Origin of the sequence: Bartonella sp. CL70QHWL, from assembly GCF_042194855.1 — a bacterium.
Taxonomy (GTDB): Bacteria; Pseudomonadota; Alphaproteobacteria; order Rhizobiales; family Rhizobiaceae; genus Bartonella.
The window spans coordinates 38,907-60,146 of record NZ_JBHINJ010000010.1 but is presented as its reverse complement, the minus strand read 5'-3'; the positions used below and the strand labels follow the sequence as shown (position 1 = coordinate 60,146).

Here is a 21,240-nt window from a genome sequence, read left to right as displayed (position 1 = left end):
TTTGGAGCGTCTTGAAAAAGTAATAATATTGATGATAGCAGATATAGAAGCACTTGAAGCATTAGATGATGACGCTTATTTGGCAGGAGCTAAAGATTATATCCAAAATAATCTTGGAAAACCACAGACCTCAAAGTCACGATTTAATTTTTCAACATCATCTTATGCACAGCGAGTGATTAGAGGATTAAATCATTGAGTTTTATAAAAGGACGATTATTATTATTTACTTTTGCCATTCTAGCATTGTTTTCCATAAGTTGGTTATTATCTAAGAATTTGGTTAGCAATATACCCGTCATGCATGCGGTTGGACTTAGGTTGTTTGCCACCGCTGCCACCTTATGGCTGATTGCAATATTTCGTGAGAAAGCTGTTTTCAGATCCCTACCATTGCTTTCCATGATACCTTCTTTTTTAATTCTCTCAGTGTTAGGATTTTCGCTGTATTTTGTATGCAGTTTTGGTGCATTAAAATCACTCAAAGCCAGTGATTTAACCATGGTGCTCGCTACTATTCCAGGAATTACTTATATATTAGGTGCATTGACAAATGTCCTTAAATTCTCATGGCTGAAGCTTAGTGGAGTGATAATTGTCAGTGTAGCAGCTGTAGTATTCAATATAAATAGTGGAGAAGGTGGATATTATAACCTGATAGGAGTAGTGCTTGCCTTAACAGCAGCACTTTCTTACTCTGCTTATGGCTTATTGTCTAAACGTTATCTTAAAAATCTACCTTTGCTCACCTCACTGGCTTGGATCACGACAATTTCTGCAGCATCATTTATGCCATTATTTATTTTTGATCCTGCCCCACTCTTCTATCTTAAGTTAGAAGATATATTTAAAATATTGATTTTAGGAACTGTTTGCTCGGCACCAGTTTACGTATTATATCAAAAAGTTTTAGCCGAAGGAGGCGTATTATACGCCAACACTATCGGCGTATTATCCCCTTTTGCAGTGATTGCATGTGAATGGATAATCGGCTCGAGCCCTTCTCTCAATATGATCAAAATAATTGCTATGATTGTAGTTGTTATAGGGATGACACTCTTATTTATAGATGCATCAAAGGTATCTACATGGCAACATAAACGCCATTCTCAAAACTCCAAATTTAATGAGGAAACAAAATGAAAAAACTCGCGTTAATTTGCCAGCGCAATGCAAAATTACCATTTATATTTGAAGCAGCACAAGCAGCTAATATCGAATTAGTAATGATCTATGATACCGCTGAAAGCGTTCCCTCTCAACACCCTGCAGCAGTAACTTCAACTTGGCAACTTCCTGTTTTTGATAACCCAGAGGCAGCTCTAGACACTTTTGCAACGGGAGCAAAAGAACGCAATATTTCTGGGGTTATGACCCTTCGCGAAGAAGCCATCCTATGGACAGCTTTGGCTGCAAAAAAAATCAATACTCCAAGTATTGAACCAGAAGTAGCAGCATTAACCAGAAATAAATATCTCATGCGTCAAGCTTTCGCTAAAGCAGGCTTAAGAACACCAGGATTCTTTTATATAGATCATCCAGAAGACCTATCACAAACACAAGCCTTGGATTATCCACTCGTTATTAAACCCGTCTCTGGATGGGCAAGTACAGGCGTAATGTTAGCTAAAAATTCCGCCGAACTTCCTGATCTCATTAAAGCCGTATGGAATGTTCAGCATAAAGACATGGCACGTTTTAATGATAAAAGTAAACCTGTAGGTTTAGTCGTAGAACAGTATTTGCCAGGAAAAGAGTTTGTCGTAGAATGCTTTGTTGATACAGCAGGTGTACACGTTCTGGCCGTTGGAGACAAGGGACAGCCTGAGGGACCATGGTTTGAAGAAACAATTTATCGTCAACGCTGTGATATAGATGATCCTTTAATTATTGCTTTATGTGAGGCTGCATGCTCTGGAGTTAAAGCTCTTGGTATAAATATAGGTGCTGCCCATGTAGAGCTACGCCTAGATGCTCATAATTTACCTTATATCATTGAGATTGGCGCTCGTATAGGTGGATCGGGTGTCTCCCATTTTATTGTTGAGCAAGGTACAGGGATTTCATTTGCAAAACTATGTATGAATGCCGCTTTAGCTGAACAAACCCCAGACCTTCCCGATATACTCCCAGCTGAAAAAGTGGCGGCAAATTATATTATTCCTCTTCGTGGTCATGGACGGTTTTCTGGATTTTTAGGTCTAGATAAGGTTGCACAGCATCCTCAAACCGCCAGAACTATCATTTTCTTTGAAACCAATCATCTTTCACCACCTCCACCAGCATTTGGTGGATATCCTGGTTTTATTTTCTCTGTTCATAACTCAAACGAAGAAGCACGCAATTACCACAAATGGCTCGATGACACCTTAAGCATCATATGGAAACACCATGTTTATCAATAGTCCGATAAAGATATTTTTACTGCCCCTGAACTTTAATATAAATCTTATCGATACAAACGAACTCACAATGCGAATGCGATTGCCTAAAACTTTGCAAACATCTTCCATTAAAGGTGCATATTTCAAAAAACAGGAATTGAGGAAGATATAATCTACTTTTACACCCCATTTTAATAAAAGCTCTTCAATGTTTCTATATTTGAAACAATAATAAAAACTTCTAAACGACTTTTTTGATACGATCAACCTCTTCTCCCCACGTCTTAAAAGAAGAAAAAAAGATCTTACCTCCCCCACTTTGATTTAAAACTTATATTTCATATCTATTTAACAAAGAAGACATGATCTTGTTCATATATTCAATACAGCCATTAGAACAATTTTTTTAAAGGATTTATCTTTATTAAGAACTGAAAATATTGAATTTGATGTTAAAAGTGTTCAAGCTTTACCACTTTTCTCATTATCCACCTACAATAATGCGATCGATACGAACAGCTTCAAAAACGCTTTTTGCAAAATTTTAAAGCATAAAAATACGCATCATCCACGAAACGATCGAGCTGTATATTGTACATATCTCCTCCTTTGCTTAACAGCAAAAGCTTTTAATCAACAGTCAATATCTCCCTGCCTTTCATGATTGATATCAGCGACCTCAAACGCCAGTACTTTACAGCATGATCGGATAATAAGGCTACTATTTTAAAAAGCTGATGACAAACACATCCCCAATATTTATAGTCAAAATAACACAAATAGATTCACAGTCCCATTATCAATTTTTTTGAAGCATTTAAGCTCCCCTATCAACCAGATAAAAAAATAAATCAACGTGATCCTTCCATACTTATTAAAACACATGATAGCATTATTAAAAGAAGCAATTAAAATTCTGCACCATCAATGGTTTAAATCCCGACAATAAAATAAAACTTTAAAAATTACATTTATTATTTTTAAAAAGATTTATTAAAAATGATAGCGCAAACCACCAGAGAAATGAACTCCAGAAAAACCAGCCTTGGTTAACCTATGCTGATAGCTAAGATCACTGTGAAGTGTAACTTTAGAAGAAAACTGCGCATTGATACCCAAACCTGTTTCTAAGGAAGACCCGAAAGAACCCAACTGGAAAACATCTTTAAAATGAACAAATTGTTCTTTATCAAAACAATGAGCAAGATGAATAGTGCTATAAAAAGAAATGATACGATCCTTTTCAGAGGCTGTAAATGTTTTACTTAAACGCCCACCAACACGCATAAACCATTGATCTATTTTTTTCATCTCAACATCAAATCCGTCAATATCAAGAAACTTATCAAATTGAAGATGTTGATAAATAAGCTGAAATTGCGGATCAAAAATAAGACCTTCACCTCCTGTCATAAACGCTTTACCAGCAGAAAACGAAACGTTCAAAGGTTTTGCTTTTAATGTCGCCGTCTTACCCCAAGCATGGGTAAGCACATCCCCTTTAAACAAACCATAAGATAAAAGACCATCTACATAAAAACCAGTGTTGTGTTTCATACTACCGTATGCCGTAAATGACCATTTATTAAATGTACTCTTTTGACTTTGTTCCACATTATGAGGTTGTAAGGAAAGTTTTCCATAGGTTCCCATAATCCCAAAAGATGTCGTATTATGTGCACTCTCTACCGTTTTAAGCAAAAGATCTGTTTCTATAGCGTTATAATCAACATGTCCATCGTACCCATATTTAAGTGTAGAAAGATCTGAGACATAACGATAACGTCCACCATAACTCTGAACAGATAAAGCAAAATTCCCTTCAACTTTTAATAATTTACGAGGAATAGACCGCCTAACGTGCAACTGCTTTTGTTGATGACTAATATCCATGAGCCCAACATGAAACAAAGCATTTGGTACCAGAAGGTAAGTGGGAACCTGTGGAACAACCTCCCTGATCTTTAACTCAGAAGGGGGAATAGCAGACACCTCTAAAGCAGGCTGAATATATTTACTTTCAAGGCGGAAATCCCAAAAATCTCCATCTCCTTCAACCAATCTTTGAGAAGTTTGTGCATTTCCAAGAGCAGAAGCTGGACCATAAGCATGAAGATAATATTGGTAAGGCAAACCCTCTAATGCGATATAAGCACGATTTAACTGAAAAGAATCCTCTGCCGCTTTTCCAGAAACCTGAATAAGTGAAATACTATGAGCATTTTCACCGGTTGCTATCTCACCCTGATTTCCTGAAACAAATTGCACATAAACTGTCGTTTTTCCAGAAACATCACCATGTATCAAAAGCCGATCAGTTTTTTTATTATCGAGCAAACCATCACTACTGAGATGTGTATTGAGATAAATATCTGCCCTATCTTGCGCACTATAAACTTCTTTTTCTCCCTTCCCAATATAAAGTGTCTGATACTCCTGAAACATTGGAATCTCAAAAGCAATAAAACTATCAGAAACTTTCACAAATGAAATAGACGAACTTGTACGGTTTGCAACTTGCAAATCTATCCCTTTTCTTTTTGTCAAAAACCATTTTGATCCCCCTGTTAAATAAAGTTCAGCAATAGAATCATCGGCAACACGAGTCCCTCCTATCAATGAAGAGGAATCAGCCAAAATCGCTACAGTCCCCCCCTTTTCAGCTGTTAATAATAAATCACCAAAAATTTTTGTACCTTCTGTTACTCCAATATAACTACGACTTTTATTACTATGAATAGCTGTTCCGTCTGGAACCTCAAAAATTGTCCTTTTCAAAAAGACAAGTCCCTGTTCATACGCATCATTTTCCCCATCCCTCTCAAAATACATACCATGTTTGTTACCGATTGCTTTAATTGTTGAATCTTCAATATTAACCCGTGAAATTAAAATATTTCCTTCCCTGCCATTATTGGATGGTGTGTTAGAATCTTGTCCAACTGTTAAAACATGAACATCCGTAGAAATAATATTCGTATTTTTTACATAAACAGAACCATGATGTTTTACATTGAAAACTGTATGTGTAATTTTTTCATTTGTATTTTCTTTGTCTTCTGTTTTTTGATATTTTGAAGCAATGGTAACACCATCTAAAGTCGCACTACCCCCTCTCCCCACATAAAGCGCAGCAGCATCATTCACATCAATAAATCCACTTTTCATCTGAATACTCGCATCAGCCCTAACGAAAAGAGCACTCTCTTGACCGATACCCAAACCTTCCACTTTAATTTCTGTATCCGTTAACGTAACAGATGCTCCTAGATTCTCTGCATAAGCAGCAATCTGAGAAGCCTCAATTGTTCCACGATTAACCTCAATCATTCCACTATCAGCTTTAAGACCTATTGATACATTTTTAAAAGCTGAATCGCTCAAAACAATTTTGCCCCCTTGTGATACCAAAACACCATAAATATCTTCTATACCTGCAGTAGCTTCAACCTCTACACGCATTGCCTGAATAACTGTATTTGGCTCCTGCACTACTATAGCAGCAGGTAACATGAGAGACCGCCCCTCCCCATTCTTTTCTTTAACAGGTGCCGTGAATTTATATACTTTATCACTAATTGTATGCTTTGAACCATCACTGCATTCATAAGGTAATTTGTTTTTGTCACATGACAGTGATGTATATGAATGAGAATGTGCCTCATTTATATTTAACAAAAAAGAAAAAATAGCTGCTGTAAAAACGCACGAATACAAGTGATTGTTAGATACCTTGACTATCATTGTTTTTCAAAACTTTCTTTTTTCAACAAAAACAAAAAATGCTGGCAAAAAAAATAAACCACAAATTAAACACAACAAGAATGAAACAAACAAAATTATTTTATTTTTTATGATAAATTACAGCATTAAATAATATGTTTTGTGTCTTATGTAAAGAAAGAACAAAAAATTTAAAAATACCATTTAGGATGACAATCCCTTTAAAGAAGGCATCTCAAAAACCGCTGAAAACTGCAATTACAAAGTGCCGAAACACCAATCTTTAAAAAAACGTGAAAAAATGCGAACTTTGAAGAGATACAATATTCAATTTATCTCACCACCGAAAAATTAAAATACAACAAAATGAGAATAACTTTTAAGATTAAACGATTAAAACGTTTTAATAAAACACAGCACAAATAAGATACAGTACACGCAATCTATAACCGCATTATTCCTTCAACCACAACAAAAAAACAAGAAATTGCACACTAATGTATAAGCTAATCTACATAATTTCTATATTAGAAATGCTAGACATCTAACAAAAAAATTTGAATTAATAAATGTAATATTTTAGATCTTTTGATAAAATCTAAAATACAGTAAAACACTCACCATTTTGAAATTTAAAAACACCAAAATGAAATTTCATCAAAATCAGCTCTATGAAAGCTATCTGTTTATTATCGTTAAAGCAAATATTTTAGCAAAGCTATTATTTTCCATTCTTTATATTGAATAAATTTCTCTAAACAACAACTCACTATCCCCCGCTAGCATCATCTGACAACAATACTATTGCCAATCTCGTAGCTGATGAATATAACTACATTGGAGACAAAAGACCGATATTTCTCTCTTCTCCCGTTTAATATTTTTATTCAATTATTTCTTTAAAAATCAACGTTCTACTGTTGGCGATCACTTGTGCAAAGCTTTTTTTATTTTCTGGCGCTTTTTATCATTTTCAAAACGTAACATCAAATCTCGCTCTTGTTTTGTCGAATTGGTTACACCAAAAGTATCATTGTCCATAACCTGCTGATACCCTGCTACCATTAAATTGACTAAAAATGAATCACTTCGCGGCGCTGATGAAAAATAGATTCCCTTTGAATCTTGTAATTTGTACCGATAACCTGCTTTAGTCATGCACTCATAAACTGCTGTAAAATCACTTGCACGCGAATCCATATTTTCAGAAGAAGCGTAGATTGGTTTCCAACCACATTTTGACAGTGCTTGTTGGACCATAGACTTATTGACACCGGGCTTTTCCCATAATTCTAATGTCGATGGGGGAGGTTTGCTAATACACCCAGCAGTGCTTAATAAAATTATAGCACTCAATAATTTCAATGTTTTTTTCATTCCCCCTCCTTCAATATTTACGATAGAAAGACTGATAAGTCTTCTAATATTTGCTCACACGCAAGATGACTCTTGTTAGCATATAGATATTGAAGAAACAATCCCACCCACCCCATGCAAAAACAAGAATGTAAGGATTTTTGATTACAGCAGCCTCAATACTTAAGGTTGACATTCAGGTTGTTCTTTATGCTCTTTACAATGAGGACTATTCAAACGCCTCTCTACACTTCGCTGAGGAATAACTGCATCAGGCTGACAAATTGGAAGATTTTCATATTTCTCACACCACTTCATTCTTCCCAATTTATCTTGAAAACCTGCTTGGATCATACATGCATTCACAGACTCCTCTGCATTGAATTTTTCATCCATACTTATTTCTGTATCAAGACGACCATCAAGATGCTGTATTCCACATTCTAACAGGGCTTTTTTTATCTCAAGCTGATCTGCACCGGATTTTTCCCATGCATCTACAGCTGTTCGAGAAGGCTGCTCTGGGTAACATCCTGCCATAACAAATAAGGTTATCCCGCTTAATAATTTTAAAATCTGCTTCATTTTCCTATCCTTGAGTAATTTTGATATTACGAAACAATCTATAAATTATTATACATGCTGTTTTTTATTTCCAAAACAATGATGAACATTATCAGCCTATATTATTTTTATCTTTCCGAAGATTATGCCATAATTATTATAGCAAAAATACGGTAAAATTATTACTAAAACCATATTCTATCAACGATATGCTTATAATTATTATCAATATTTTGATTACAACCAAAATAGATATTTTATATCATTGCGCCAACAGTTGTTGTCCTCATAAATAATTAGCATTGACATGCTGAATTAAGCCATCCCCGTACGGGCATGAGAAGCATGAAGGTAGGGATTGTTGATCATCACAAACAGCAAAACTTAAGGTTTGCATTCAGGTGCATTTTTATACTGTTTACAATAAGGGCTGTTCAAGCGCTTCTTGACACTGGGCCTAGGGATCACAGCGCCTAGACGACAAATGGGCAAGTTTTCGGCTCTAAAAGTATAACACCACCCTCCCGCTCTTGCTACTTCTTCATCTTTATAGCGGAATCCTGATTGAATCATGCAAGCATAAGTTGTTGCTTTTGCATTGATGCTCTGCTTTCTATTTTCTGGAAATACATCATAAGGCGTTGGCATACCACATTCTAATAATGCTTTTCCTATTTCAGTAAAATCTGCTCCTGGCTTCTCCCAAGCAGTCAAGTATCCTGAAGGAGGCTTATTAAACTGACATCCAGCGATACTGAATAGAGTTATCGCACTTAATAATTTTAGAGTTTGTTTCATTTTTTACTCCATGATTTAATTCAAGGCTTTTGTTCTAGATGAGATGTGCCATAAAAACTTTTGGCATTTATAACCCACATCTCCAAGACAGGTATGGGAGCTTATGGGATTTGTAGCCACTCTCAACCATTCTATCAAAACGTTACTACCAGCAGGGAGTGTCCCGTAGGTATAGCCATTACCGCCAATCCATCGGCTTACAAAGTCATATCTATGCCCATCAAAAAACCTGTTTCATGCGTCTGTGAATGGCTGCTATGATGGTCTGTCATGCCAACAATCGTCATACTTTCTCCCATTACATTGATATCTTGACCGGAAATCAGATGAGAAGCAGAAATCTTGGCTTCTCCTTGTGCGTCTAACACGATGTTGCCCCGTCGCCCCAAGAATAGAGGAGACCGTTGTGGTATGCGATTAAGAACTATCGGACGATTTCTCATGCAAAAAGCCACTTGATGACGATTGTTTTTGCTGATCGTAGTGTTCTTGAGCACCTTTTATGGTAGTATTGAATGATTTTGCACCGCAATACAGTTGCGGAGTGCATTTTGTCCGCCTCCACTTGTGATAAAAATTACTCTCGTATCAATATTATAAAAAATAAGTTTGATCCTTGCTATTGTGAGCGCAATAACAATAAGAGTCGTAACACTGTCACGCGTTCATTGTTCTCTTTAATTTACTCTTCTATGAGATTTTATTGTGATACCTTGCTGCTCTTTATTAAAGTTTTTGCAAATACAATCATACAATGCCTCTAATGACTTTGTTATCCACTATTTTCTACCAACGCCAATCCTCTTTGAGAAAAAATACATAAAGAACTTTATCTTCGATTCTAAAAGCAATAGTAGTTTTCTAAACAATAAAATTTAAACAACCAATTTTTTAAAGAGCTTAAAGAACAATTCTTACAATAACTTCTCTTGTGGAACAGAACTTCATTAATACGTTTAGAAAAAGATATCTGCCTATAATCTTGTATCTGGTAAAATCTATTTGCACTATTAGGCATTTTTACCTGAAAGACTTATATTGATTGCAGGGCTCACCATCAAAAAATGCCTAATATTTATATGATTTGGTCGTTACCGTAAGCAATGGCTCACAAAACTTCCAAAGCAAAATAATAACGAGCAGATTTTTTCAATCTAGATTGTTCTAACCTTTAGAGAATAACAATCAAACACCTGTTTTCCTGATGACATCAGCTATTTGTTTTGAGCTTTATCTCTATTCACATTTTATTGCTGTTTCTTTTGCTTAAAATTATAAAGTTTAAGTGCATAGAAACAAATAATAAGCCAAGCAATCCAACTAAAACCTATAATTAAAATCGGTCGTGTCTCATCAAAATACCATAACAGAATAAAAATAAAAACCATAAATAAAATAGAAAAAATCGATCCTATTGGCCAAAATGGAATGGGAAATTTTAAACCATTCTGTGCTTCTTTAGGCATCTTAATTCGCATAAAAAATTGTGAAAGTAGAATCATCATCCAAACAAAAACTGTCGCAAATGTTGCCATTGCGGCAATAAGAAAAAAAAGCTTTTCATGGTAAAAATAATTAAGGACAGCACCAAGAAGAAAGATACCGAAGATCATCAAAATAACAAAAACTGGTATACCATTTTTTGATAAATATTGAAACTTTTTTAAAGCATAACCTTCCTGCGATAAACCATGGATCATACGACAAGCACCATACATTCCACTATTCATTGCTGAAATAGCCGCTGTAACAACAACAATATTTAAAATATTTGCTGCATACGAAATCCCAAGATTTTCAAAAATAGATACAAAAGGGCTATCCATAAGACCAATCTCATTCCAAGGATAAAGAGACATTAAAATAGCTAACGTCATGACGTAAAAAAGCAAAATACGAACTGGAGTAGAATTAATTGCCTTTGAAATCGTTTGATGAGGGTTTTGAACTTCCATGACTGCCATGCCAATAATTTCTATGCCACCAAAAGCAAAAACAACAACACTAAAGCAAGCTAAAAAACCAAACCAACCATTGGGAAAAAGTCCACCATTTTTCCATAAATTATGAACAGTAACGGTAGAAAAATTTGCACCTTCACCCCACCCCCAAAAAATAATTGCTATTCCTAAAATAATCATCGCAATGATAGCGATAACTTTAATAGAAGATAGCCAAAACTCTAGTTCACCATAGACTTCTACAGCAGCTAAATTAATACCTGTGATGATTAATGTAATACTCAGTGCCCATACCCAAGGAGCAACATCAGGATACCAAAACCCCATATAAGTCGCAAAAGCTGTAATATCAGCCAAACCAACAAGAATCATCTCAAATACGTATGTCCATCCCGTTAAAAAACCTGCTAATGGTGATATGTAATTTGCCGCATAACGAGCAAAAGAACCAGGTAATGGATTATGAAGTATCATCTCTCCTAGAGCCCGCATAACCATAAAAATAGCTAAACCAGCAATACAATAGGCAATCAAAACACTGGGACCGGCAAGCTTAATTGCCTGTGCAGACCCATAAAAAAGACCTGTTCCAATAGCAGAGCCAAGAGCTAAAAAAATAACTTGGCGCTTACTCATCCCTCTTTTCAGTTTATTTATTGCCATTTCTTTCCTTACTTTTTGAAATGCTGACAATCCACACAACGATAACAGCTTTATGATAAATAAAGCCTCATGTTTCTTTCACAAATATATTTCAAAAAACATCGAAGACCAGCCCGTCAAACACTTTGTTCTAAACAATAAAAAATACTTTTATTGCGAATTACTCAGCTTTTATAGCCTGCAATTTCGTATTATTTTATTCAAATAAAGTGATAATGAATTTTTTTATAATTGTCATTTAATTCATTTCGTATTCTCTAGTTTTTTACAGAGAAAATTAATCTTAATGTAATCTAAACTTTTAGGCTTCTATTTCCGTGCACGAAAATAGAAGCCTAAAACTTCATAACAAACGCATTAACTATGCGTACAATTAATTTTTTGTTACTTTAAGAAAACTCTCTTTGAGCCCACAAAGCAAACTTTTTACGCCAATTGAATAGCTCAATCAATGATAATACGAATCTCGCAAGCCTTCAAAAGTATGAGAAATTGTATTTACAACCCATCTTTTAAGGACTCCAACTGTCTTAAAGATAAACTTTCCAATGGAAAAAAAATATGCGCTAAAAATAGAATCTTTGACTGTTGGCCTAATGATAGCATTCTCCTTATCTTCGGGATTTTGCCCTGAGATAGCAATAAAATCTTTGTTTTTCGCTAAAATCAGAGGCTCCTTCTCTTGGTCCACTATTGTAATGAAAACTTCCTCTGGAAAGCCACCTCTCCTACAATTTGCATGAATCTCAAGAATTTGAGAGAAAAAAATAACTGTTATTGATACACATAATCTAGCACTTTTAAACATTTCTTTCTCCTTTTTTATTTAAAATATCAAAAATGAAATATAAAATTCATAAAGTATTAACAAATAAGAAGAATCTACAATAAATTTTTTATTTTTACTTAATATAATACATATATTATAATTTGTACTTATAAAAATATAATATTACAACATATAATTTGTGAATATTATTTAACTTAGATTAAAATTTCTGATAGAAATCAGAAAGTATAGGTACTTTAAATTTATAGTTTCTATAAAATTATGATGCTAAATCAGATCCATATAAAATAATAAAATATCTAGTTGACTATAAATAACATATATATACATAATTCATTAAATAATTCAAATATAGTATTGATCTTCTATATTTTCATATGAGGAAGTTTCAAAATTCAATATCCGCCCTTCATCATTGTCCTTAAAACAAATATTATTGAAAACTTAATGAAGGAAAAATTGTTTCTGGTAAAACAGATAATAAGTGCCCTTCACGCACAAGTATATGTGCTTGATGAAGATCTGGAGCCAGATAGCGATCTTCCTTAAGAGAAGCAACATTTTTGCGTAAACATTCCATAACAGATTGCAAAAAAGTACTTGTTTTTAAAGGTGCACGATATTCAATTCCTTGTGCTGCAACAAGCGTTTCAATGCCAATAAGTGTAAAAAGATTTTCGCTCATTACCAATAACCGACGAGCTCCATGACAAGCCATTGAAACATGATCTTCTTGATTGGCTGAAGTTGGGGTTGAATCAACGGAAGCAGGATGGGCCATTTGCTTATTTTCAGACATTAAAGCTGCCGCTGTTACTTCAGCAATCATAAAACCTGAATTAAGACCCGCATTATGCGCTAAAAAAGCTGGAAGTCCATAAGAAACTGCTGGATCAACCATAAGAGCAATACGCCGTTGAGAAATAGATCCTATTTCACATAAAGCAAGAGCAATCTGATCAGCAGCAAACGCTACAGGTTCAGCATGAAAATTCCCACCTGATACAACTTCACCATTCCTTAAAATCAATGGATTATCTGTAACAGCATTTGCTTCAATAATCAGTGTTTTTGCTGCTGCCAGCAAAATATCAAAACATGCCCCCATGACCTGTGGCTGGCAACGTATACAATAAGGATCTTGTACACGCTCATCACCCCGTAAATGTGCTGCACGAATTTCTGAATCCTCTACAAGCTTTTCTAATGTTTTCGATACGGCAATCTGCCCATAATGTCCTCGTAAAATATGAATATCAGGATGAAATGGCGCCGTTGATCCCATGATGGCATCTGTCGTCAAGGCCCCTGCCAACAATCCACCACACAATGCCCGATAACCTCGAAAAAGACCGGCAAGTGCAAGGGCTGTTGATGTTTGAGTCCCATTAATAAGAGCTAGACCTTCCTTTGCCTCTAAAATAATAGGGGACAATCCCGCTTTCTCTAATGCAACAGCTCCACTCATACGAATATTTTGAAAAAATGCTTCCCCTTCTCCCATCATAACAGCCGCCATGTGAGCAAGTGGAGCTAGATCACCTGAAGCACCAACAGACCCTTTTTCAGGGATGACAGGAATGACGCCCTTTGCAAGCATATTTTCCAGCAAATTTACCAATTCTAGACGAACTCCTGAAGCTCCTCTTCCTAAAGAGATAAGCTTTAAGCTCATTATCAAACGCACAATATTTTCAGCTAAAGGTTCTCCTACCCCACAACAATGGGACAAAATAAGATTTCTCTGTAAAACAGTAACATCGTCCGCATCAATTTTAATGGAAGCCAACTTCCCAAAACCAGTATTAATACCGTACACAGGCTCACTTCCAGCAGCAATTTCAGCAATGCGCAGTGCCCCTTTCTCGATAGCTAAATGCGTGTCATTATGAAGTTTACTCACTTCACCATTAAAATAAATAGCCGCAAGTTCACTAAGCGTCACCTCGCTCGGTTTCAGTATAATAGTCATAATTTACTTTCTTTTTTATCAAAGTATAATGTTTAGCATTATTGATGCTTCTATAAAACAAAAAAACTATAACGACTCTTTAAAGCGAGAATACTTTTTTAAAGGTATTCCTTATAATGGAGTTATTATTCAAAAGTAGAATAGTTGACGATAAATGAAAATGAAATATTGACAAACACAACTAAGGTCATGGATTTCAAAAATAGATAACGCATTAATTTATAATTATAATCTAGCATGATTCATATTAAATGAGAGAGCGGAATATCTTAAGACTCTCTCATTCCAAATCTGTGTATGTTGAATCAATCAACACCATTCGCTTGCACGTCATAAGCGAAATTGGCGTATAGATAAAACTGTAAAAAAAAGGACTACTCCTCTTATGAGCCGTGTCAAGAGCTGTCGCAACATTGGGAGATGACAAAGTGTGTGATAGTGCAGGCTTATTCTTTTATGACGCGTAAAGATGGAGAACTCAATAGATTTATCATTAAGCTATTCCTACTAAACTTATAATCTTAGACAGATAGCTGTCACAATCTATCATGATTGCAAAAATTAAACTCTATAGAAAATTAAAAAACTTATTCAACACATCACAACAGAGAAGAAATTGAGCTTTTTTGCTACTTCTAAAATTGTATTTAAAGCGCCAGATTTAAACCTAAAAAGCACATCTTCAATAAAACCACACAAGACTCGCCCTAACCCGTTATTTAAAATAAAAATAAAAGAAGTTTTCTTATATCAAAAAATTTAATTAACATATTGTTTTTATATTATATCTTTAAAAAAGAGAAATGCTCCATATAACATATTTATATTTTACTTTTTTGTTATATTGAATCTGAATTTAGAGATAATTTCAAAATGAGTTGTTTTTTAAAGGTGCTTCCAAGCCATTACCTTTTTTACTACAAATTTCTGATTATGATAATTTTTATACTTTTTCAGTTGTTTTTGTCAAAATTTATTAAAAACACTCTCATTTAATAATAAAAAACAATCATAAAAACAAAGAATTATCAAATATTTCTATTCAATCTACCTCTTCTTATTTTATAAAATAATCTGTTGTTAAACTGCAGTAAAGAAAGCGCTTCAATACTATAATGCAGTGCATAAATTTTCTATTTAAACTCTCTCATATCAAGTGAACAATGAAAATCAGACGTAATAAGATGTCAACGTGAATGCTGAAGAAAAAACTGCCCCCTCAAAATCTGCCTTTATAATGCGTTAATTTCCTGAATACCGCCTACTCTGATGTGCTAAAAGAGCAAAAGCAATCATCGATATCAGATTATCCCGCATACATATAGAGTTCACTTCGATACAAAAGCTCCAAATTACCTTGCACTTCATATTTCTTTGTCAATGCAACTAATTGCCGTAAATATTCTTCCCCATAGCGTGCAATAGCGCGTTGCGCTTGCGTTGAAGAGCGGCTCATTCCAATAAAAGCTTCAGATGGGATCATCATCGTCCAATTGTGCGTATGAAAAAAAATCTTTCCTGGATCTACCCCAAAGCCATCACTCATTTCCTGTAAAAAATCAAAATTACGATAATACCGAGAATAGTTCGGACTCATTTTCTCTAACAATGTCTCATAAGCCTCTAGAAATTCGCTATGCTGGAAATCGCGATTATTTTGAATAACAGCCATGACACCATTGACTCGAAGTTGATCTGAAACAGAACAAAGCAACTTAGGACGATCCATCCACTGAAACGCTTGCGCTGCAATGACAAGATCGACCTCACCGATTTGAGGCAATAGGTCTTCGGCACGGCCCTGATACCACTGCACCGTAGGAAATTTTTTTCGCCCCTTCTTAATCATATCTGCCGATACATCGATAGCATGATATTGGTGCTCATTTCCTAAAAATTTAACAATTCCCTCTAATGCGATACCTGTCCCAGCTCCCACATCCACAATGGATAAATGCTTTTTGTTCTTAAAAGGATGGAGCATGGTTTTAAATAAAGTGAGGGGGTAGCGAGGACGATAACGATCATAATCATTAGCCAATCCATCAAACTTTTCACTTTGCCGTTGAACACTTTCTATCACAGGATTTTCCGCCTTCTTCACAATTACTACCATACATAGTTTAAAAGCCCTTTTTTGTCCAACATATTAAGTACACCTTCTAAAGGAGAGAAAATAAGAACTGCCCTTACCTTCTATCTTTCCATAAGATTGATACTTACATTTTTTCCTTTTCCAATTGTGATCTGCACGTTGTGAAACACAAAAATACTACGAAAATAATATAATTTTCTGTAATAATAATTGATATAAATATTATTGAACTTTTATAATATGACATCTATATTACCCTTATTATTTTAATATCAACAAATCACTTAAGCGTGCCTAAAACGCATAGAGATGTCGATTTATTGATAAATATGCCTGTTTATAAAATTCAAAATACTTTCCACCAAGAAGATAAACCCTATATAATACATAAAATATCTGTGGAGACATCTTTATGTTAAATGTACAAAATTCTTCAATTTCAATGTTTAAAATATTAAAACAATTTTCAATCGTGATTTTTTTGGCATGGTTAGTGCCATTTTTAAGTGGGTGCGGATTTAATACGATACCAACAAATGAAGAAAAAGCACATGCAGCATGGAGTGAAGTGCTCAATCAATACCAACGTCGTACAGATCTCATCCCCAATCTTGTAGAAACAGTAAAAGCTTACGCAGCTCATGAACAAAGTGTTTTCACAAATGTAATTGAAGCACGTGCTAAAGCAACGCAAGTCAACATTAATGCAGATATGTTGAATAACCCAGAAGTTATGCAGCAATATCTCAAAAATCAAGCAAATTTATCAAGTGCACTTTCGCGACTTATGGCTGTTGTTGAAAACTATCCGGATCTTAAAGCAAACCAGAACTTTCTTGCTCTTCAATCACAATTAGAAGGAACAGAAAACCGTATTTCCGTTGCGCGCCGCGATTATATTGAAACAGTACGTGCCTACAATACTGCACTCAAAACAATGCCGACGATGATTTGGGCAAAATTATGGTTTCGTGATGCTAAACCTATGCCAACTTTTACCATCGATACTGATAGCCAACAAACACCAAAGGTTAATTTTAATTAATGAAATCATTTCGATACTCTTTGCAACGTATTGTATTTCCACAATTATGGGCTTTTATCTGCTCTCTGTATTTAGTTGCTGCATTGGGAAGTATCGCTTGTTCGCAAATAAAATTTCCTCATTTAACAGGTTATGTTAATGATGTGGCTCATTTGCTCGATAATGCAACCAAGGAAAACTTGACAAAAAAACTGGCAGCACTCGAAGAGAAAACGGGAGATCAAATTGTTCTTGTGACACTCCCTACTCTTTCGGGCAATGATATAGAAACATACAGCAATTCTCTTTTTCGTACATGGGGATTAGGCCAAAAGAAGATCAATAATGGTGTATTACTGGTCATTGCACCGAATGAACGCACAGCACGTATCGAAGTAGGATATGGTTTGGAAGGAGAGCTAACAGACGCTCTTTCCTCTGTCATTATTAATAGCTTCATGATTCCTAATTTTCGCGAAGGAAATTATCAAAAAGGAATTGCTGAAGCAGTTGATGCAATTATCAAAGTTATTACAGAAAGTAATTCTGATTTTACTTTTCGTATCAAAGAAAAAGCTAAAATCGTTGAAGAACAACGTAAACAAGCTGAAAAAGAAGAAATGGTAATCAATGCAATTATGTTTTTAGCCTTTTTTATAATGTTTGGTCTTCCTATTCTTGCAATGATTTTTGGTAAAAAAGTGGGTCCACAAAAGTATCTCTGGCTGGGGATCATCTTCACACCTTGGTTTCTTAACTTAAGTGCCGGTGGCAGATATCCTGGTGGAAGGTTCGGTGGTCCTCGAGGTGGAGGGGGATTTAGGGGTGGTGGTGGATCATCAGGTGGGGGCGGTGCAACAGGAAGATGGTAAAAGGAACGTGGATTTTTAAGCGTAGTAAATCTTCTTAAGATAAAATTTATGAACGTATTCTCTTTTATTCAACAATTCTATACCTTACTCTGTAATCACTTTTATTGATTACAATATAAACTCAAACATCAAGATAAATATTACCAATGACATTTGAATTGAAACATACGGATCGTAATCACTTATCACATCATTTTAATGCAATTCTAGGAAATCCACCCGTTGAATGGAAGATAAGTGATCATCTAGTTGAGTATCCTGAAGCTCTGCGTTATATGCAAGAACGTGTAGAAAAAATTCTTGCAAAAACCGCGCATGAACAAGTTTGGCTTCTTGAACACCCTTCCCTTTATACAGCGGGGACGAGTGCAAATAAAAAAGATCTTTTGGCGCCTAATTTATTCCCTGTTTATGAAGCAGGACGTGGAGGTGAATTTACATATCACGGTCCAGGACAGCGTATTGCTTATATCATGCTTGATCTTAAACGCCGAAAACAAGACATTCGTGCTTTCATTAGTGCATTAGAAGAATGGATCATACAGATGCTTGCAAACTTTAATATTAAAGGCGAACGCAGAGAAGATCGCGTTGGTGTCTGGGTTAAACAATCTCATTTCCCATCAAAACAAAATGATATTTATTCCGAAGATAAAATTGCAGCTATTGGCATTCGAGTGCGAAAATGGATAAGTTTTCATGGAGTTTCTATCAATGTTAATCCTAATTTAGCCCATTATTCAGGAATTGTTCCTTGTGGAATTACAAACCACGGTGTAACGAGCTTTCTTGATCTAGGTTGCCCTGTAGCAATGCATGATATTGATATTGCTCTCAAACACGCTTTTGAACAAATTTTTGGTCCAACAATTGATGTTTTCTAAGTGCATTGATTTTTAAATAAAAAACAGGCATAAAATTATTTTAATAAATATTTTATTTTATGAGGTAGATAGTTAAACGCTATGAGCGATAACAAAAAGGATCTTTTTAGTGTTTTAAATAAAGCCCAATCTCGGGTAAATACAAAAGAAAACACTCTGCAGCCTCCAATGAAATCAAAAGCGATGATTTCAAGAAAAAGTGCAAAAGATACGCAAGAAGATGACTATAATGCCCTCTCTATTCGAGTTCTTGAGGGTTTAGAGCCCGTGCGTTTACGCCCTGGAATGTATATTGGTGGAACAGACAGTAAAGCGCTTCATCATTTATTTGCCGAAATTATTGATAACGCGATGGATGAAGCTGTTGCGGGTTATGCAGATTCTATTGAGGTCTCATTAGATAGGAACGGTTATATAACCGTTACAGATAATGGACGCGGTATTCCTGTCGAAAATCATCCTCAAATGCCTGAGAAATCTACTCTTGAAGTTATTATGACACAACTCCACTCTGGGGGAAAATTTGATGGAAAGGCTTATCAAACTGCAGGTGGACTTCATGGAGTAGGAATTTCTGTCGTCAATGCTCTTTCTGATGATATGGAAGTTGAAGTTGCACGAGAACGAAAACTGTACCGCCAACGTTTCTCACGTGGTATTCCTCAATCTGGATTGGAAGATCTGGGAGATGTTTATAATCGTCGTGGTACGCGCGTTCGTTTTCATCCTGATCATGAAATTTTTGGTGAAAAAGCAGCTTTTGATCCAGAAAAAATCTATAAGATGACATGCTCCAAAGCCTATCTTTTTGGTGGCGTAAAAATTCGCTGGACTTGTGATCCCGTCATACTTGAAGGCGTAAAAAATATTCCTGAAAAAGCTGTTTTTCATTTTCCCAATGGGCTTAAAGACTATTTACTTGCGTCACTAAAAGATGAATATCGAGTAACGTCAGAAATTTTTTCTGGCAAAACACAACACAATAATGGCCATGGCTCCGTTGAATGGGCTATCGCTTGGCATGGTGGTGATTCTTGTGTGCAATCTTACTGCAATACGATTCCTACAGGAGAAGGCGGAACGCACGAAATAGGATTACGTCAAGCTCTTTTGCGTGGATTGAAATCCTACGCTGAGTTAATAGGAAACAAGCGCGCAGCGATTATTACGTCTGACGATATTATGATTTCAACAGCCGCAATACTTTCAGTCTTTATCAGTAACCCTGAATTTGTTGGACAAACAAAAGATCGATTAGCAACCATTGAAGCACAGCGTATCGTTGAGAATGCAATCCGCGATCCTTTTGATCATTGGTTAGCAAATTCCCCGCAAGAAGCAACAAAACTTCTCGATTGGGTTATTGAACGTGCTGAAGAACGTGTTAGACGACGCCAAGATAGAGAAATAAGTCGAAAAACTGCTGTCCGCAAATTACGTCTGCCCGGTAAACTTGCAGATTGTAGCCAGAACCATGCTGTGGGTGCTGAACTATTCATTGTTGAAGGGGATTCTGCAGGAGGATCTGCTAAACAAGCAAGAAATAGAGCAAACCAAGCAATTTTACCTCTTCGTGGTAAAATCTTAAATGTCGCCAGTGCTGCACATGAAAAAATGAACTCAAGCCAAACAATTAGCGATCTTATCCTTGCTCTTGGATGTGGAACACGCTCCAAGTATCGTGAAAAAGATCTCAGATATGAACGTATTATCATCATGACAGATGCTGATGTTGATGGTGCTCATATTGCGTCACTGCTCATTACCTTCTTCTTTCAAGAAATGCCTGACCTTATTCATCAGGGACATTTATATCTCGCCGTCCCTCCCCTTTATAGAATATCGCAAGGAGGAAAAGTTGCTTATGCTCGTGACGACATTCATAAGGATGAATTGCTCAAAACTGAATTTACTGGAAAAGCTAAAATAGAAATCGGGCGTTTTAAAGGGCTGGGTGAAATGCGCGCAGAACAACTTAAAGAAACGACTATGCATCCTCAAAAACGTACATTGCTTCGTGTTTGTATTGATGCCGTGGAAATGCAAGAAACGAAAAAGACTGTAGAAAGTCTCATGGGAACAAAACCAGAAGCACGATTTCGTTTCATACAAGAAAATTCTACGTTTGCTTCTAATCTAGACATCTAATGTAAA

General features: G+C 35.6%; 15 protein-coding genes and 1 pseudogene. 7 read left to right on the top strand and 9 right to left on the bottom strand.

Translation table 11 applies throughout. From position 1 onward, the window contains the following. Nucleotide 1 precedes the first annotated feature (1 nt). Genes ACFIJZ_RS06095 through ACFIJZ_RS06085 form a run of 3 tightly spaced genes read left to right on the top strand, consistent with a single transcriptional unit; the run spans nt 2 to nt 2,405 of the window. Nucleotides 2-199: a hypothetical protein gene (locus ACFIJZ_RS06095; protein ID WP_375631305.1), complete on the top strand. Its 198-nt coding sequence runs from the start codon at nt 2-4 to the stop codon at nt 197-199. Next, nucleotides 196-1,143: a DMT family transporter gene (locus ACFIJZ_RS06090; protein ID WP_375613117.1), complete on the top strand. Its 948-nt coding sequence runs from the start codon at nt 196-198 to the stop codon at nt 1,141-1,143. The genes ACFIJZ_RS06095 and ACFIJZ_RS06090 overlap by 4 nt, the downstream gene beginning before the upstream one ends. Further along, nucleotides 1,140-2,405: an acetyl-CoA carboxylase biotin carboxylase subunit family protein gene (locus ACFIJZ_RS06085; protein WP_375631304.1), complete on the top strand. Its 1,266-nt coding sequence runs from the start codon at nt 1,140-1,142 to the stop codon at nt 2,403-2,405. Before ACFIJZ_RS06090 ends, ACFIJZ_RS06085 begins: the two co-directional genes overlap by 4 nt. 972 nt (nt 2,406-3,377) lie before the next feature. Here the strand turns inward: ACFIJZ_RS06085 and ACFIJZ_RS06080 are convergent. The 9 genes and pseudogenes from ACFIJZ_RS06080 to ACFIJZ_RS06040 form a co-directional block, all read right to left on the bottom strand. Continuing rightward, nucleotides 3,378-6,128 (bottom strand): autotransporter outer membrane beta-barrel domain-containing protein, encoded by a 2,751-nt coding sequence (locus ACFIJZ_RS06080; protein ID WP_375631303.1) that lies wholly within the window; start codon nt 6,126-6,128, stop codon nt 3,378-3,380. A 906-nt stretch (nt 6,129-7,034) separates the two neighbouring features. Continuing rightward, complete coding sequence (locus ACFIJZ_RS06075; protein WP_375631302.1) at nt 7,035-7,484, bottom strand: hypothetical protein; 450 nt, start codon at nt 7,482-7,484, stop codon at nt 7,035-7,037. A 162-nt stretch (nt 7,485-7,646) separates the two neighbouring features. After that, nucleotides 7,647-8,048 carry a hypothetical protein gene (locus ACFIJZ_RS06070; protein ID WP_375631301.1) on the bottom strand — a complete coding sequence of 134 codons (402 nt, stop codon included), beginning with the start codon at nt 8,046-8,048 and terminating at the stop codon, nt 7,647-7,649. A gap of 363 nt (nt 8,049-8,411) precedes the next feature. Continuing rightward, complete coding sequence (locus ACFIJZ_RS06065) at nt 8,412-8,825, bottom strand: hypothetical protein (protein WP_375631300.1); 414 nt, start codon at nt 8,823-8,825, stop codon at nt 8,412-8,414. A gap of 215 nt (nt 8,826-9,040) precedes the next feature. Then, a pseudogene (locus ACFIJZ_RS06060) lies at nt 9,041-9,335 on the bottom strand (hypothetical protein); the annotation flags it as partial. A gap of 737 nt (nt 9,336-10,072) precedes the next feature. After that, a complete protein-coding gene (locus ACFIJZ_RS06055; protein WP_375631299.1) occupies nt 10,073-11,449 on the bottom strand; it encodes an amino acid permease in 1,377 nt (458 codons plus the stop codon). Between the two features lie 448 nt (nt 11,450-11,897). Continuing rightward, nucleotides 11,898-12,257: a hypothetical protein gene (locus ACFIJZ_RS06050; RefSeq protein ID WP_375631298.1), complete on the bottom strand. Its 360-nt coding sequence runs from the start codon at nt 12,255-12,257 to the stop codon at nt 11,898-11,900. A 415-nt stretch (nt 12,258-12,672) separates the two neighbouring features. Beyond that, the gene (gene hutH / locus ACFIJZ_RS06045) at nt 12,673-14,211 is read right to left on the bottom strand and encodes a histidine ammonia-lyase (protein WP_273791578.1); all 1,539 of its coding nucleotides are present in this window, start codon (nt 14,209-14,211) and stop codon (nt 12,673-12,675) included. A 1,306-nt stretch (nt 14,212-15,517) separates the two neighbouring features. After that, on the bottom strand, nt 15,518-16,327 hold the full coding sequence (locus tag ACFIJZ_RS06040; protein WP_375631297.1) for a class I SAM-dependent methyltransferase: 810 nt from the start codon (nt 16,325-16,327) through the stop codon (nt 15,518-15,520). Between the two features lie 391 nt (nt 16,328-16,718). On the opposite strand from ACFIJZ_RS06040, the gene ACFIJZ_RS06035 reads away from it, so the two are divergent. The 4 genes from ACFIJZ_RS06035 (at nt 16,719) to parE (ending at nt 21,234) form a co-directional block, all read left to right on the top strand. Next, complete coding sequence (locus ACFIJZ_RS06035) at nt 16,719-17,351, top strand: LemA family protein (protein ID WP_375631296.1); 633 nt, start codon at nt 16,719-16,721, stop codon at nt 17,349-17,351. After that, entirely contained in the window at nt 17,351-18,202 is an 852-nt protein-coding gene (locus tag ACFIJZ_RS06030; RefSeq protein WP_273791580.1) for a YgcG family protein, read from the top strand. The genes ACFIJZ_RS06035 and ACFIJZ_RS06030 overlap by 1 nt, the downstream gene beginning before the upstream one ends. Nucleotides 18,203-18,348: 146 nt before the next feature. Further along, on the top strand, nt 18,349-19,086 hold the full coding sequence (gene lipB / locus ACFIJZ_RS06025; RefSeq protein WP_375631295.1) for a lipoyl(octanoyl) transferase LipB: 738 nt from the start codon (nt 18,349-18,351) through the stop codon (nt 19,084-19,086). An 81-nt stretch (nt 19,087-19,167) separates the two neighbouring features. Continuing rightward, nucleotides 19,168-21,234 carry a DNA topoisomerase IV subunit B gene (gene parE, locus ACFIJZ_RS06020; protein ID WP_375631294.1) on the top strand — a complete coding sequence of 689 codons (2,067 nt, stop codon included), beginning with the start codon at nt 19,168-19,170 and terminating at the stop codon, nt 21,232-21,234. The last annotated feature ends 6 nt before the right edge of the window (nt 21,235-21,240 follow it).

Excerpts from the sequence above, each read along its gene's own strand:
- ACFIJZ_RS06085 (WP_375631304.1), top strand. The coding sequence starts at position 1,140 with ATGAAAAAACTCGCGTTAATTTGCCAGCGCAATGCAAAATTACCATTT.
- ACFIJZ_RS06080 (WP_375631303.1), bottom strand. The coding sequence starts at position 6,128 with ATGATAGTCAAGGTATCTAACAATCACTTGTATTCGTGCGTTTTTACA.
- ACFIJZ_RS06075 (WP_375631302.1), bottom strand. The coding sequence starts at position 7,484 with ATGAAAAAAACATTGAAATTATTGAGTGCTATAATTTTATTAAGCACT.
- ACFIJZ_RS06070 (WP_375631301.1), bottom strand. The coding sequence starts at position 8,048 with ATGAAGCAGATTTTAAAATTATTAAGCGGGATAACCTTATTTGTTATG.
- ACFIJZ_RS06065 (WP_375631300.1), bottom strand. The coding sequence starts at position 8,825 with ATGAAACAAACTCTAAAATTATTAAGTGCGATAACTCTATTCAGTATC.
- ACFIJZ_RS06055 (WP_375631299.1), bottom strand. The coding sequence starts at position 11,449 with ATGGCAATAAATAAACTGAAAAGAGGGATGAGTAAGCGCCAAGTTATT.
- ACFIJZ_RS06050 (WP_375631298.1), bottom strand. The coding sequence starts at position 12,257 with ATGTTTAAAAGTGCTAGATTATGTGTATCAATAACAGTTATTTTTTTC.
- hutH (WP_273791578.1), bottom strand. The coding sequence starts at position 14,211 with ATGACTATTATACTGAAACCGAGCGAGGTGACGCTTAGTGAACTTGCG.
- ACFIJZ_RS06040 (WP_375631297.1), bottom strand. The coding sequence starts at position 16,327 with ATGGTAGTAATTGTGAAGAAGGCGGAAAATCCTGTGATAGAAAGTGTT.
- ACFIJZ_RS06035 (WP_375631296.1), top strand. The coding sequence starts at position 16,719 with ATGTTAAATGTACAAAATTCTTCAATTTCAATGTTTAAAATATTAAAA.
- ACFIJZ_RS06030 (WP_273791580.1), top strand. The coding sequence starts at position 17,351 with ATGAAATCATTTCGATACTCTTTGCAACGTATTGTATTTCCACAATTA.
- lipB (WP_375631295.1), top strand. The coding sequence starts at position 18,349 with ATGACATTTGAATTGAAACATACGGATCGTAATCACTTATCACATCAT.
- parE (WP_375631294.1), top strand. The coding sequence starts at position 19,168 with ATGAGCGATAACAAAAAGGATCTTTTTAGTGTTTTAAATAAAGCCCAA.